Source organism: Terriglobales bacterium (assembly GCA_035543055.1).
Classification (GTDB): domain Bacteria; phylum Acidobacteriota; class Terriglobia; order Terriglobales; family Acidobacteriaceae; genus JAIQFD01.
The window spans coordinates 1-13,941 of record DATKKJ010000075.1 but is presented as its reverse complement, the minus strand read 5'-3'; the positions used below and the strand labels follow the sequence as shown (position 1 = coordinate 13,941).

Genomic DNA, 13,941 nt, shown 5'->3' with positions numbered 1-13,941 from the left:
TTCCCTCATGGACAACCAAGCTGCTGCTATCACTCCTGAAGTCGTTCAAGAACACGGCATCACCCCGGACGAATACCAGAAGATCCTGAAATGGCTGGGCCGCGAGCCCAGGCTCACAGAGCTCGGCATCTTCAGCGTGATGTGGAGCGAGCACTGCTCCTACAAGTCGTCGCGCGTCCACCTGAAGCGCCTGCCCACCCGCTCACGCCGCGTGGTGCAGGGGCCAGGGGAGAATGCCGGCATCATCGACATCGGCGATGGCTGGGCCTGTGCCTTCAAGATCGAGAGCCACAACCATCCCTCGTTCATTGAGCCCTTCCAGGGCGCGGCCACCGGTGTCGGCGGCATCCTGCGCGACATCTTCACCATGGGCGCGCGGCCCATCGCGGTGATGGATTCGCTGCGCTTCGGACCGATCACGCAAAGAAATGGGGAACCCGACCAGGCGGCCATCCACCGCAATCACTCTATCCTCGAAGGCGTGGTCAGCGGCATCGCCAGCTACGGGAATTGTTTCGGCGTGCCCAACCTGGGCGGCGAGACCAAGTTCGAGCCCTGCTACTCGCAGAATCCGCTGGTGAATGCCTTCGCCCTCGGCATCGTCCGCCGCGACCAGATCTTCTATGCCCGGGCAGCCGGGGAGGGGAACCCGGTGATCTACGTCGGCGCCAAGACCGGGCGCGACGGCATCCACGGCGCCACCATGGCCAGCGAGGAGTTCAGCGAGGAGTCCGAGGCCAAGCGCCCCAACGTGCAGGTCGGCGACCCCTTTCTTGAGAAGCTCCTGCTCGAAGCCTGCCTGGAAGCCATGCAGACCGGGGCGGTGGTCGGCATCCAGGACATGGGCGCGGCCGGGCTGACCTGTTCCACCTGCGAGATGGGCGGTCGCGGCGGCGTCGGCCTGGAGATCGAGCTTGACAACGTGCCCCAGCGCGAGACCGGCATGACTCCTTACGAGATCATGCTCAGCGAATCGCAGGAGCGCATGCTGCTGGTCGCTGACCGTGGGCGCGAAGGCGAGGTCCTGCGCGTCTTCGCCAAGTGGGGCCTCGACGCCGTGGTCATCGGCAGGGTCATCAACGAAGGCAAGATGCGGGTGCTGCAGCACGGCAAGGTGGTCGCCGAGATCCCCAACCAGGCGCTCACCGACGATGCCCCGCTCTACAAACGCCCCATGAAGCGCTTCGAGCCCAAGGTCGCCCGCGAGAAGCCGGAGCACATCCGACTGGGCGTCAGGCAGGACCTCACCGCCGAGTTCAAGCGCCTGCTGGCTTCGCCCAACATCTGCGACAAGCGCTGGATCTTCGAGCAGTACGACTCCATGGTCCAGACCAACACCGTCGAAGGCCCGGGGCGCGAGGCCGGCGTGGTGCGAGTGAAGGGCACGGCGCGCGGGCTGGCCATGGCGCTCGACGGCAACGGCCGCTGGTGCTGGCTCGATCCCAGGCTCGGGGCTGAGCACGCGGTCGCCGAGGCCGCGCGCAACGTCGCCTGCACCGGCGCCACTCCGGTCGCCGCCACCAATTGCCTCAACTTCGGCAATCCCGAGAAGCCGGAGATCATGTGGCAGTTCTCCCAGGTGGTGGACGGCATGACCCGCGCCTGCGAGGAGTTGGAAACCCCCATCACCGGCGGCAACGTCAGCTTCTACAACGAGACCCTGGGAGAAGGCATCTACCCGACACCCACCGTCGGCGTCGTGGGAGTGATTGAGGACCTCGACAAGGTGGCCAGTTACGAGTTCCGTGCCCCCGGCGACGCCCTCATCCTGTTGCGCGGCTCCGAGCCCGGCGACGTCACTGACGCTGAGGCCGAGTTCGGCTCCTCTGAGTACGCCAAGGAAGTGCTGGGCGCGGTGTGGGGCTTCCCGCCGTCGCTTGAGCTCGAGAAGGAGGCGGCGCTGCAGAAGTGCATCCTCGAGCTGATTGCGCAGGAACTGGTGGCGTCGGCCCACGATTGCTCCGAGGGCGGTCTGGCGGTCGCCCTGGCCGAGTCGGCTTTTCCCCGGAACGTCGGGGTCCAGGTCGAGGTAAGGTCCGACGAGCTGCCCACCGAGTGCACCATTTTCGGTGAAGATGCCAGCCGTATCCTGATTTCATGCGACCCGAATAATGTGGGGCGAATCCAAGAAGTAGCGCTAAAATACGGCGTAGCAGCGGATCTACTGGGTCAAACCGTACCTGAAAATTTTGTGGTGAGCGTCAACGGCCAGCCAGTCGTGTCGGCGGCCGTGTCGGAGTTGAAGGACGTTTGGGAGCACGCCCTGGAGCGGGCCCTGCACGTCGAGACGGCGGAAGAGTTAGTGCCATCGGTGCTGGAACGGAGCTGACCGTTGAAGGTCCGCGACGTTATTCGCCGTTTGGAAGAGGACGGTTGGTATCACGAGAGAACCAGAGGGAGCCATCGGCAATTTCGTCACAGCGTGAAGCCGGGTACTGTGACGGTTGCGGGTCATCCCGGAGATGAGGTGCCCAAGGGCACGCTCAACAGCATCTTCAAACAGGCGGGGCTCAAGAAATGAAGTACACGGTGATTTTCGAGAAGGGCAACACTGGGTACGGTGCCTATGTGCCCGATCTGCCTGGGTGCGTGGCAGTAGGGAAGACCTTGCCTAGGGTGAAGAAGCTGATTCGGGAGGCTATTGAGCTCCATATCGAAAGTTTGCGCGCCCACGGAGAGGCAGTTCCGGAACCGACGACTGAGGCGGAGAAAGTGAGTGTTTCCGCATAGGAAGACACGATGATCGTGCCCTTCGACAAGTTGCGTGAGGAGTGCGGGGTGGTGGCGGTGTATGCCAACCCCGAGGCGTCCACGCTCGCTTATCTCGGCTTGCACGCGTTGCAACATCGCGGGCAGGAGTCGGCCGGCATCGTGTCCTCGGACGGCGTCACCATGTACCAGCACAAGGCCATGGGCCTGGTGGCCGACATCTTCATCGAGCCCGTGCTGGAGAAGCTGAAGGGCAGCAGCGCCATCGGCCACACCCGCTACTCCACCACTGGCGACTCCGCCCTGCAGAACGCCCAGCCCATCATGGTGGACTGCAACAAGGGGCTGATCGCCCTGGCCCACAACGGCAACCTGGTCAACGCCCACGAGATCCGCTCCAAGCTGGAGAAAGCCGGTTCCATCTTCCAGACCACCAGCGACACCGAGGTCATCGTCCACCTGATCGCGCAATCCAAGGAAGAGACGCTGCCCGAGGCCATCGCCGACTCGCTGCGCCGCATCGAGGGCGCCTTCTCTCTGGTCATCATGACCCGCGACCGGGTCTTCGCCGTACGCGACCCCCGCGGCTTCCGCCCGCTCTCCATGGGACGCATCCGCAACCCCGGCGGCCAGCGCGACGACACCATCGTCTTCGCCTCCGAGACCAACGCCTTCGACCTCATCGGCGCCAGCTTCGAGCGCGACGTCAAGCCTGGCGAGATGCTGGTGGTCGGCCCTGAGGGCATGTACTCCCGCTTCTACTCGCCGCAGATGCCGCAGTCCTCCTGCATCTTCGAGCACGTGTACTTTTCCCGCCCCGACTCCGTCATCTTCGAGCGCCCGGTGCAGGAGAGCCGGGAGGCCCTGGGCCGCGAACTGGCCCGCGAAGCCCCCGCCGACGCCGACATCGTCGTCCCCGTGCCCGATTCCGGCGTCACCGCCGCCATGGGCTACTCGGCCGAGAGCGGCATTCCCTTCCGCTTCGGACTGATCCGCAACCACTACGTCGGGCGCACCTTCATCGAGCCGGAGCAGCGAGTGCGCGACTTCGGCGTCCGCCTCAAGCTGAACCCGGTGCGCGCCATCCTGAACGGCAAGCGGGTGGTGTTGATCGACGATTCCATCGTCCGCGGCACCACCAGTCGCAAGCTGGTGCGCATGCTGCGCAACGCCGGCGCCAGCGAGGTGCACATGCGCATCTCCTGCCCGCCCACCATCTCACCCTGCTTCTATGGCGTGGATACGCCCAACAAGAAGCAGCTCATCGCCGCCAACAAGAGCATCGAGGAGATCCGCGACTACATCGGCGCCGACTCCCTCGCCTACCTCTCCCTCGACGGCCTCAAGAAAGCCTGCGGCGACGGCGAGAAGACCACCTACTGCACCGCCTGCTATACCGGGAAGTACCCCACCAACTGGGTGGACGTCGAAGAGATCCAGCCGCTCAAGACCCAGAGCTGACGAAGCGCCGGTCTGTGACCTGCGCTTCGGCCACGAATTTCGGCCGAAAGCGTGTTCCACCCCGAATGAGATTCAGTTGTATCCGACTGAAAATACAGATGTTGTAGGTTTACCCCACCCCCATCCACGTTTGACTCGCCGTGCATTGTCGTGCCCGTTCGCCTGGGTCACAGTCAGCGGCGAGGTGACGCGATGCCCGCGCGAAATCTACACTTCGAGTACACCGACCTGGGCGGCGGAGCGGCCGCGCAGTTCAGCGACTCGGACCGCAAGCAGCTCGGCTTCAAGGCCGCTGACCGGCTGCAGCAGGCGATCACGGCCAGGCTGGAGAAGCGCGCCCTGGTGTGGATGGCCGAGCGCATGCCGGCCTGCATCAACTCCGACCACTTGACCGCGCTCGGCGCCGCGGCCCAGTTGCTGGCAGGCGTGACCTATGCGCTGGCCGGCTTCAGCCCGCGCTGGCTGATCGCCACCAACGTCTTCATCGCACTCAACTGGCTCGGCGACAGCCTGGACGGCACGCTCGCCCGCGTCCGCAACCAGCAGCGCCCGCGCTATGGCTTCTACATCGACCACGTGATCGACACCTTCGGCGCCGCGTTCCTCATGGGCGGCCTCGCTATCTCCGGGTACCTGCACTGGGCGGTAGCTATTGCCATGCTGGTCGCGTTCCTGATGCTCTCCATCGAGGTGTACCTCGCTACGTATACCTTGGGGAAGTTCCAGCTCTCGTACGGCAGGTTCGGGCCGACCGAGATCCGCATCGCGTTGTGCATCGGCAACATCGCCCTCATGTACCGGCCGTGGGTGCACCTGTTCGGACGCCAGCTTCGTCTCTTTGACGTCGGGGGAGGGATTGCGGCGGGGGGAATGCTCGGCATCATGGTCGTGTCCGCCATCCGTCATGCGCGGCAGCTCTATCGCGAGGAGCGCTTGGGATGAGCGAGGTCTCCACAGGGCGGCGCGCGTTCCGCTTCTACGCCGTAGGCGGGCTGGGCATCGCAGTGCAACTCGCGTCGCTGGCGGTGCTCACGCACGGAGGATTGAACTACGTGATCGCTACCGCCCTCGCGGTCGAGGCCGCGGTGGTGCATAACTTTGTCTGGCATCAGCACTACACCTGGGGCGAACGGCGGACTCGCGGCATCGGCGCCTTTCTCTGGCGCCTGCTGAAGTTCAATGCGACCACGGGACTGGTCTCCATCGGCGGCAACGTGATCCTGATGCGCCTGCTGGTGGGCGAAGCCGGCTTCCGGCCGCTGGTAGCGAACATCGTCACCATCGCTTCGTGCTCGCTCTTGAACTTTCTGGTCAGCGACCGCGCGGTGTTCCGTCCGCCGCCGCTGCTGGGCTTCAACGGAAGTCAATGAGAACGGCTCACGCCGGGAGAGGAGGTCAGGCCGCAGAAAGTGTCCCACACGTAGCCCGCGCACCCTAGCGCGGGCTTCTTATTTCTTCAATGCGCCCGTCCAGTTGAAGACGACTTCCTGCGGATGGGACTGGCCCCCGCTTACCGCCTTCAGGGCGGGGAAGCGTCCGCCGGGCGCGGGCGGACCAAGTTCGGCAAATTCGTTGGCGTGGAGCGGAAGCGCGGCCGGCTTCCCGAATTCGAAAGTCTGCAGGTTCTGGATGGGGACAGCCATCACCTTATCGCCAGCCGCGTAATAGAGTTGCTTCCCGTCCGCACCCCATGCGGCGAATGCTCCGCCGCCATTGGAAACCTGCCACTTGCCTCCTGGACCCGGGAACGCGGTCACGTAGATCTCGAACCTGCCGGACTCATCCGAGGCGTATGCCAACCACTTGCCGTTGGGCGACAGAACGGCAAACGTTTCGTTGGCCGGCGATTGGACAAAGGGCCTCAGTTTCTTATCTCCGTTCAGATCGAGGTAGTACACGTCGGTGCGGGTGGCATTATTCTGCACGATATAGAAGAGGTAGCGACCATCCGGAGACCAACTGCTGACAAAGCCCCAAGTCGAGGGTGATTCCAGCGTCTCCTTGGTCCCGGAACCGCTGGTCGGCTGGATCCACGTTCCCCCGGCGACGGATCCGGCGATCGTACTGACCACGATCCTCTTGGAATCCGGAGAGAAGTCGAAGGAGATGTTGCCGGCATCGGCAAACGTGCTGCGCGACATGGTGTTCCGCTTGACGTCGATGATCCACACGTCCCCGCGACCGGTGTCGGCATCCATGCGCGCCAGGCCCAGGAGCGAGCCGTCGTGCGAGGTGCGCAGCGCCGCATAGAGCCCGGGATCGGCCAGCCTAGCCAACTCCCTGCCATCACCATCCACCAGCATGGGCTGGCTCTTCTGCAAGGCCCCGTGGCGGTACACCAGGGCTCCGTGGGCGGCGGTGAACGCCACCAGATCGCGGGCGTTCCAGGTGTCCAGCTTCTCGGCCACGGGGATGGCATCGCCCGAGAACTTCAGCGACTTGGGATCGAAACGCTGCGCCACCAGCACGGTGTCGCGCAGATAGAGCAGGTATCCCTCGGTGTACTGCACGTTGGACCCACGTTCCAGGATCTGCCGCGGCTTGTCTCCGGAGAGCGAGCCACCCCACAGGGCGCCTGCCGGTCCGGTCGCCGCGGCCGCCTCGCGGGAGATGAAGAGATAGTGATCACCGTCGGGCAGGAAGTACGGATTGCGGTGGGTCCAGCCCGGCTTGGCCTCGGTGATCTTCTCCGGCGTGCCACCTCCCTCCGCGACCTTGTAGAGAGACTCGCGGATGTTGGGGGTGAAGATGATGACCCCCTTCTGGCTCCAGGCCGCGCCCCGTCCTTCGGGGGCCTCGCACAGTAGTTGTACCGGGCCGCCGGCCAGCGCCACCTTCTTCAGCTTCCCCGCCGAGAAGAACCCGATGTACTTGCCATCGGGCGACCAGAAGGGAAACGTAGGCTGCTCGACTCCTTCGATCGCTCGCACCGTTCCGCTGGTCACGTCGCGGATCCACAGTTTGGGCTCGGCTAGGGTGCCGGTCATGAAGGCAAGCTTCGAGCCATCCGGGGAGAGCGCCGGGGCTCCGACCACGACCGAGGCGAATTCCGTGCCGGTCGGAGCCGTCCACGAGGCCGTTACCGGCCGCCGCGCTTCTTCCAACTGACTCCGGCTGGACAGGAAAAAGGCCAAGGCCGCGGCCGCTAGCAGCCAGCCCACGGCGGCGGCGATCATCAGCGTGCGCTTCTGCAACGCGCGGCGGGCCCGCACCTGCGCCGGGGCCGCCAGCTGGCTGGTCGAGGCGTCCGCGATCCACTTCAGTTGCAGCTTCAGATCGTGCGCCGTCTGGAAGCGCTCTTCCGGGTCCTTGGCCAGGCAGATCTTCACCACCTGCTCCAGCGCCGGCGGCGTCATCGGCTGGATGGAACTGACGGCCGCCGGCTCTTTCTCCAGGATGGCGGAAGCGACGCTCAACTGCGACTTGCCTTCGAAGGCGCGCTGCCCGGTGAGCATCTCGTACAGCACCGCTCCGAGCGCGAAGATATCGCTACGCGGGCTCGCTTCTCCCCCCTGCAGCACCTCGGGTGCGATGTACTGGAACGTGCCCACGACCAGCCCGCGGCCGGTGATGGGAGAGGTGGGCGCGGCCAGCGCCGCGATAGTGGGGCTGGTCGGCGTCGTCGGCGTGACCGCGGAGCCCGTGGCGGACGCCACTGCCGCCATCGCCGACGCCGGCTTGGCCAAGCCGAAATCCATCAGCTTGGTGCCCGACTTGCTCACCATCACGTTGCCCGGCTTCAGGTCGCGATGGACAATGCCCTGGCGGTGCGCCTTCTCCAGCGCGTCCGCGACCTCGATGGCGATCCGGACCGCCTGCTCGACCGGCAGCGGGCCCCGCTTCAGCCGGTCGGCGAGGGTTTCGCCTTCCAGCAGCTCCATGACCAGGAAGTCGACGCCGTCCTGGTGCCCGACGTCGAACAGGGTGCAGATGTTGGGGTGCTGTAGCGAGGAGATGGCGCGTGCCTCGCGGTCGAAGCGTTGCCGCAGCTCCGGGTCGGCCGAAAGATGTGTGGCCAGGACCTTGACCGCGACCGCGCGGTCCAGGCGGGAGTCGAGCGCACGGTACACCTCGCCCATGCCTCCGGCGCCCAGCGGTTCAGCGATCTCGTACGGTCCGAACTTGGTTCCCGGAGCCAGCCCCATCCATTGTCCCCGTGTGAGGGCGCATTATATCCCGCGTGCCCGCGGCGGCTATCGAATTGTGGACAACCGAGAGCCAAGCTGTCCCACAGCGGGCATCGCCAAGGGTGGGACCAGGCAGATCACGAAGTCGCAGCCGCTGTCTTTTCCTCCACGAACACCACGGTCGCTTTCTTTGCGTTCTTCGAGGTAGTCGCGTACACCGCGTTCAGGTTGACGCCCTTCTTGGCGACGCCGTCCAGGTACTTGGCCAGGGCGCCGGGCTTGTTGGGTAACTCGACCTGGTTCACCGGTGCCTGGGTGTAGTGGCAGCGTGCCGCGTCCAGCGCGGTCTTGGCCCGCCTCGCATTGTCGACGATGACGTGCACCGTCCCGCCTGCGCCGTGCGCCAGACCCGACAGCGCCAGGATGTTGACCTTGGCATCGCCGAGCGCGTGCGCGATCTCGGCGACCGTCCCCGGACGGTTCTCCACCGCGATGATGAACTGTGTGCTCTTGGCCATGGGGGCACCTCCGTAGGCCGTCTATGGTGTCGAGAATTGTACGCCCAGGGCCTATTCACCGGGGCTAAAGTCACATCGTTCCACGACAGCGACGGACCTCGGCCTGAAGGCCGAGACTCCCACTGAGGCTCCCCAAGGTCTGTTCCGATTTCGGAACAAAATCCAAGTCCGGATGGGCCGCGGCGCGCTTGCGATCTACATTGGTGACCAGGCCTCGTGCCCCAGGCTATGGCAACCACCAAATACTCTCCAACCCGACGCGAACTGCGCGCTCCCGCCAGCGGAGAACTCCTCATCGAGATCGCCTCCGGCGGGGAGCTCGTACGCGGCCAGCTGCTCGACGTGAGCCCACATGGCTTCGCCATCCGGCATCAGCATCCGAGCCTCTCTGAGGGCCAAGAGGTCAGCGTGGTGTATCACTGGGGCAGGGTCCGGGCGCGGGTGGTGTGGGTCGGGGAGCGCGAGGGCGCGATGGCCGCCGGCTTCCGGACGGATTGAAGAGGCCCTTCGCTTCTCTGGCGACAGACCACCTTGCCCAGTAAGATTCAGGATTCGCATCCTGCAACCCGAGGGTGAACTTATGATGGTTCGACGTTCGCAAGGTTGGGGCCGCCTCTGCTGGGGATTGATCGTCGCATTGGCGGTGATCCTGCCGGCGGCGGCGCAGAAGCCGGCCGATGACCTGGCCCCGGGAAGCCCGCACCTGGTCCAGCCCGAACAACTGGCCAAAGAACTGAAGTCGGCAGGCAAGCCGCTGGTCCTCTACCTGGGTCCGAGGTTCCTTTATCGCCAGGCCCATATTCCCGGAGCTGAATTCATCGGCATGCCCTCCGAAGCCATCGAGAAGCTGCGTGCCCGTGTCGCTTTCCTGCCCAAGGACAGCCCGGTGGTCATCTATTGCGGCTGTTGTCCGTGGGAACATTGCCCCAATGTCCGTCCGGGGTTCGCGGAGTTGAAGAAAGCGGGGCTTACCAAGGTGCGCGTCCTCTACCTGCCGGCCAGCTTCAGCGCCGACTGGAAGAACAAGGGATTCCCCGTCGCCAGCGGGGATCAGCCCGGGCAGAGCACCCGCTAAGGCCTAAGACGCAGCCTGTCTTTTGTCCTGGCTGACCAGCCAGTCCAGTGCCTCCTCGCGGCTCTTGAAGCAGGGGAAGTCGCGCGCGGAGAACGAGACCATCGCCCGGTAGTACACCTCGGGAAGGTCGTCGGTGCCCACGAAGGCAGAGCACCGCACATAGGGTCGGTCCTTGGTGGCGACCACTTTCATGCGGTCGGCGCTTTGCTTGTCAATGTCCGCGCCGGTGAAATCGCAGAGCGTCAAGACCGATGCCTCTGGCTGGGTCTTCACCAGGTCCTCGACTTCGGCCAGGGTCTTCAGGATCTCGGCTGGCGTGCTGTGGCTGTGGTCGATCAGCAGCACCTGCTGCCCTTGGTGGGTAATGAAACGGACGCGCTCCATGCGACACCCCCAGTCTTGGCTGCGGGACGGAGCGGAGATCGGGTATCCCGCCCAGTGTGGGAGGACGTATACACCCGGGAGCGGGTCGGAGTCTAGCGCGGAGACCCGGAGCTTTCCGTGGTTGCCCCGACGGGCGCCGGCGGGATTGCGGCTCTTCATGTCTGCTTGATAGCGCCCGCCCGCGCGGCGCGTGGTAGTCTGCTGCGCGATGAGGGCATTCTCCTATTCCTGGGACCGGGTCCCGCGGACCTCCCTCGCCTTGTTCCTGGCGGGCGTGTTCTGCCTGTTCAGCACGGTCGGCTTCGTGGGCGACATCGCGGTCCTGGGATTGCAGCCGAAGATCCGCCTGGTGCTGAGCGTGCTGGTGTCGGGCGGATTCGCCATGGTCTATGCGGTCTCTGGTTTTCGCCTGCGGGAGCGCTGGTGGATGGGTGTGGTGCCACTGTTCATCGTGCACTTTACCGTTCAGAACCAGATCGCGAGGCACTGGCCGAGCTGGCCACGTCCCCGGCAGATGGACGCCGACGCTCTGGCGCGCATGACCGATCGCCTCGGGTCCGACGGTCTGGCTATCGTGTTTGCCACCGTCGCCGGATACATCTGCTTCCTCATCTTCTCCATCACCGAAGGCCGCCGCTATTTCCGCGTGCACGCGGAGATGGAGTTGGCGGCCGAGATCCACCGCGTGCTGGTGCCACCCATCACCACCCGCCTCGGCGGCTATGAGTTCTATGGCCGCTCCCAGCCCAGCGGCGAGGTGGGCGGCGACCTGATCGACCTGGTGGGAGACGACCGCGGCTGGATGGCCTACATCGCCGACGTCTCCGGGCACGGCGTGGCCCCGGGCGTGGTCATGGCCATGGTCAAGAGCACGGCGCGCGCCGAGCTGACTTCGGGCCGGCAGAGCGGCCAGCTGCTCGCCCGCCTCAATGCCGTCCTCTATCCGCTCAAGAAGCCCAACATGTTCGTGACCATGGCCTACCTGGCGGAGAACGGGCAGGGCCTGGAGTTCGCCCTCGCCGGGCATCCGCCCATCCTGCATTATCACGCCGGCAGCGGAGAGGTCTCGGAGCTGCAGTGCTCCAACCTGCCGGTCGGGATCGTGGAGCAGACTCCGTTCGCAGCCTCGTCCTTCACCGCCGGACCGGGCGACACCTTCGTGCTCATCACCGACGGCCTGCTGGAGATCGAGGACAAGGCGGGCGCGGAGTTCGGCATGGCCGGCGTGAAGGCCGCGCTGACCCAACACGCCGGACAGCCCCTGGAGCGACTCTGGGAGTCGATCGTGGGCGCCGCCCAGCAGCACGGGAAGGCCGGCGACGACCAGTCCCTGCTGCTGGTGCGGCGACGTTCAGCGAGCACGGACGTGGCGTCGGCCGCGGCGCAGGGAGCGCAGTAACTGCATCCCCCCCGGCCAGGCGCCGTATCCCGACTCGCTGTTGATGTGCCCGGCGTCGCCGATGCACACGTACCGGCTGCCCCATGCCTTGGCGAACCGCTTTGCGCGGGCTTGCGAGACGTATGGGTCGTTGGAGCTGGCCACCACGATGCTGGGGAAGGGCAGCGGGCGGAGCGGCATCGGCTTGAAGCCGCGCGCGCCCTTGGGATACGACTTCCGTCCGGTGTCGCTGGGGGCCACCAGCAATGCTCCGCGGACCGCGCGCTTGTGCTTGCGCGCCCACAGTGCGATGGTGCAGCAACCCAGGCTGTGACCCACCAGGACCACGTCCGGCCCCGCCGCCACCACCGCCCGGTCCAGCTCCGCGATCCAGTCCTTCGCGTTCGGCTTCTCCCACTCCCTCTGTCGCACATGCCGGACATGCTTCGGGTCGTCCCTCTCCCAGCAGTTCTGCCAGTGCTTCGGCCCGGAATCGTAGCGCCCGGGTACGGTCAGGACCATGGTTTCGCTCAAGCGAAATCTCCCAGCAATCCGCGATCTGAAATCTGAGGGCTGCAATCTTCCATCAAGTCAGATCTCGGATTGCAGATTTCAGATTGTACGCGGGCGTGACGATCTGCAATCACTTTCGTGCCGCGATGACCCGCGGGATCCCTTGCAGGTCGGCCGCCACTCGCACCTCGCTCCAGCCCGACAACATCCGCCGCATCTCCTCCTCCTGCGAGAATCCCATTTCCATCACCAGCCAGCCGCCCGATCTCAAGGCCGCTTTCGCCTGCGGGATCAGCCGCCGATAGATGTCGAAGCCGTGCTCCCCGCCGAACAGCGCCACCCGTGGCTCGAACTTCCGCACTTCGCGCTGCACTTTGTCGCGCTCTTCCTCCGACACGTAAGGCGGATTCGAAACCACCAAGTCCACTCCGGTAGAGACGCCCGTCAGGGCGTCTCCCTTCGGCAGCAGATCGGCCTCTACGAACCTGATCCTTTTCTCCAACTGGTGGCGCGCCGCATTGGCCTTCGCCACGTCCAGTGCTTCGGGGGAGATGTCAGTCGCGGTGATCTCGGCTTGCGGCAATTCCTTGGCCAGGGCCAGCGCGATACACCCCGAGCCGGTGCCGACGTCCACGATGGTCCGCGCCGGAAACTCGCGCGCCAGCGCCAGCACCGTCTCGACGACGTGCTCGGTCTCCGGGCGCGGGATGAGGACGGCAGGCGTGACGATCAGGTCCATCCCCCAGAATTCCTGGTGCCCGGTGATGTACTGCGCGGGCTTGCCGGTGGCGCGCTCGCGCAGCGCCTCGTCGTAGCGCGCCCGCTCATCCGCTGTCAACTCGCGCTCCGGATGGGCGTAGAGGTAGGCTCGGTCCACGCCTAGCACGAACATCAACAACACCTCGGCATTCATCCGTGGCGAGGGAACCTGCTCGTCGGTCAGGAATCTGATGGCGGATTGCAGGCTGTCGCCGAGACGCATCGGGTAATTGGGTAGTCGGGTAATTTGCAAACCAATTACCCGACTACCCGATTTCCCAATTACGCAATTGCGGTCGCGTCCTGTTTCAGCTTCTCCGCGTTGTAGTGTGTCACCAGGGCGTCGATGAAGGGCTGCAGCTTGCCGTCCATGATGTCCGCGAGCTGATGGATGGTCAGCCCGATACGGTGGTCGGTCACCCGGTTCTGGGGGAAGTTGTAGGTGCGGATCTTCTCGCTGCGGTCCCCCGAGCCCACCTGCGACTTACGCTCCTTGGCCAGCGCCGCCTGCTGCTTCTCCAGCTCCATCTCGTAGAGCCGCGTCCGCAGCACCCGCATCGCTTTCTCGCGATTCTTGATCTGCGATTTCTCGTCTTGGCACGACACCACCGTGTTGGTCGGCAGGTGCGTGATGCGCACCGCCGAGTAGGTCGTGTTCACCGACTGCCCGCCCGGCCCCGACGAGCAGAACGTGTCGATGCGGATGTCCTTGGCTTCGATCTTGATGTCCACGTCCTCGGCCTCGGGCAGCACCGCCACCGTCACCGCCGAGGTGTGCACCCGTCCCTGCTGCTCGGTCTGCGGCACGCGCTGCACCCGGTGCACCCCCGACTCGTACTTGAGCCGCGAATACACCTGCTTGCCTTCGATGGAGGCGATGATCTCCTTCAGCCCGCCCACGCCGGACTCCGACCTGTTCAACACGTCCACCTTCCAGCGCTGGGTCTCGGCGTAGCGCGAGTACATGCGGAACATCTCCGCCGCGAACAGCGTGGCCTCGTCGCCGCCGGTGCCGGC

The 13,941-nt window shown here is 65.2% G+C and carries 14 protein-coding genes; 8 read left to right on the top strand and 6 right to left on the bottom strand.

The genetic code is table 11. The features are described 5' to 3' along the window. The first annotated feature begins 7 nt into the window (after nucleotides 1-7). From purL to VMS96_05975, 5 genes are all read left to right on the top strand, one after another. Nucleotides 8-2,329 carry a phosphoribosylformylglycinamidine synthase subunit PurL gene (gene purL / locus VMS96_05995; protein HVP42963.1) on the top strand — a complete coding sequence of 774 codons (2,322 nt, stop codon included), beginning with the start codon at nucleotides 8-10 and terminating at the stop codon, nucleotides 2,327-2,329. A 3-nt stretch (nucleotides 2,330-2,332) separates the two neighbouring features. Further along, nucleotides 2,333-2,521 (top strand): type II toxin-antitoxin system HicA family toxin, encoded by a 189-nt coding sequence (locus tag VMS96_05990; GenBank protein ID HVP42962.1) that lies wholly within the window; start codon nucleotides 2,333-2,335, stop codon nucleotides 2,519-2,521. Between the two features lie 218 nt (nucleotides 2,522-2,739). Beyond that, nucleotides 2,740-4,170 carry an amidophosphoribosyltransferase gene (purF, locus tag VMS96_05985; protein ID HVP42961.1) on the top strand — a complete coding sequence of 477 codons (1,431 nt, stop codon included), beginning with the start codon at nucleotides 2,740-2,742 and terminating at the stop codon, nucleotides 4,168-4,170. Between the two features lie 192 nt (nucleotides 4,171-4,362). After that, nucleotides 4,363-5,112, top strand: coding sequence for a CDP-alcohol phosphatidyltransferase family protein (locus tag VMS96_05980; GenBank protein HVP42960.1), 750 nt, complete (start codon nucleotides 4,363-4,365; stop codon nucleotides 5,110-5,112). Then, the gene (locus tag VMS96_05975) at nucleotides 5,109-5,540 is read left to right on the top strand and encodes a GtrA family protein (protein ID HVP42959.1); all 432 of its coding nucleotides are present in this window, start codon (nucleotides 5,109-5,111) and stop codon (nucleotides 5,538-5,540) included. The genes VMS96_05980 and VMS96_05975 overlap by 4 nt, the downstream gene beginning before the upstream one ends. Nucleotides 5,541-5,618: 78 nt before the next feature. Here VMS96_05975 and VMS96_05970 read toward each other — a convergent pair whose 3' ends face one another. Continuing rightward, nucleotides 5,619-8,315 (bottom strand): protein kinase, encoded by a 2,697-nt coding sequence (locus VMS96_05970; protein ID HVP42958.1) that lies wholly within the window; start codon nucleotides 8,313-8,315, stop codon nucleotides 5,619-5,621. Between the two features lie 119 nt (nucleotides 8,316-8,434). Beyond that, a complete protein-coding gene (locus VMS96_05965) occupies nucleotides 8,435-8,815 on the bottom strand; it encodes an ACT domain-containing protein (protein ID HVP42957.1) in 381 nt (126 codons plus the stop codon). 228 nt (nucleotides 8,816-9,043) lie between these two features. On the opposite strand from VMS96_05965, the gene VMS96_05960 reads away from it, so the two are divergent. Both VMS96_05960 and VMS96_05955 read left to right on the top strand, forming a co-directional pair. Next, the gene (locus VMS96_05960; GenBank protein ID HVP42956.1) at nucleotides 9,044-9,313 is read left to right on the top strand and encodes a PilZ domain-containing protein; all 270 of its coding nucleotides are present in this window, start codon (nucleotides 9,044-9,046) and stop codon (nucleotides 9,311-9,313) included. A gap of 82 nt (nucleotides 9,314-9,395) precedes the next feature. Continuing rightward, nucleotides 9,396-9,890 carry a rhodanese-like domain-containing protein gene (locus tag VMS96_05955; protein ID HVP42955.1) on the top strand — a complete coding sequence of 165 codons (495 nt, stop codon included), beginning with the start codon at nucleotides 9,396-9,398 and terminating at the stop codon, nucleotides 9,888-9,890. Between the two features lie 3 nt (nucleotides 9,891-9,893). On the opposite strand, the gene VMS96_05950 is transcribed toward VMS96_05955, so the two are convergent. Further along, nucleotides 9,894-10,274 (bottom strand): hypothetical protein, encoded by a 381-nt coding sequence (locus VMS96_05950; GenBank protein ID HVP42954.1) that lies wholly within the window; start codon nucleotides 10,272-10,274, stop codon nucleotides 9,894-9,896. A gap of 208 nt (nucleotides 10,275-10,482) precedes the next feature. Between VMS96_05950 and VMS96_05945 the strand changes: the two genes are divergently transcribed. Continuing rightward, a complete protein-coding gene (locus tag VMS96_05945) occupies nucleotides 10,483-11,673 on the top strand; it encodes a PP2C family protein-serine/threonine phosphatase (GenBank protein HVP42953.1) in 1,191 nt (396 codons plus the stop codon). Here VMS96_05945 and VMS96_05940 read toward each other — a convergent pair. From VMS96_05940 to prfA, 3 genes are all read right to left on the bottom strand, one after another. Then, the gene (locus VMS96_05940) at nucleotides 11,626-12,186 is read right to left on the bottom strand and encodes an alpha/beta hydrolase (GenBank protein ID HVP42952.1); all 561 of its coding nucleotides are present in this window, start codon (nucleotides 12,184-12,186) and stop codon (nucleotides 11,626-11,628) included. The two genes, VMS96_05945 and VMS96_05940, sit on opposite strands and share 48 nt — an antisense overlap. A gap of 109 nt (nucleotides 12,187-12,295) precedes the next feature. Further along, complete coding sequence (gene prmC / locus VMS96_05935; GenBank protein HVP42951.1) at nucleotides 12,296-13,147, bottom strand: peptide chain release factor N(5)-glutamine methyltransferase; 852 nt, start codon at nucleotides 13,145-13,147, stop codon at nucleotides 12,296-12,298. Between the two features lie 59 nt (nucleotides 13,148-13,206). Beyond that, on the bottom strand, nucleotides 13,207-13,941 hold a 735-nt coding region (prfA, locus tag VMS96_05930), incomplete at its 5' end, for a peptide chain release factor 1 (GenBank protein HVP42950.1).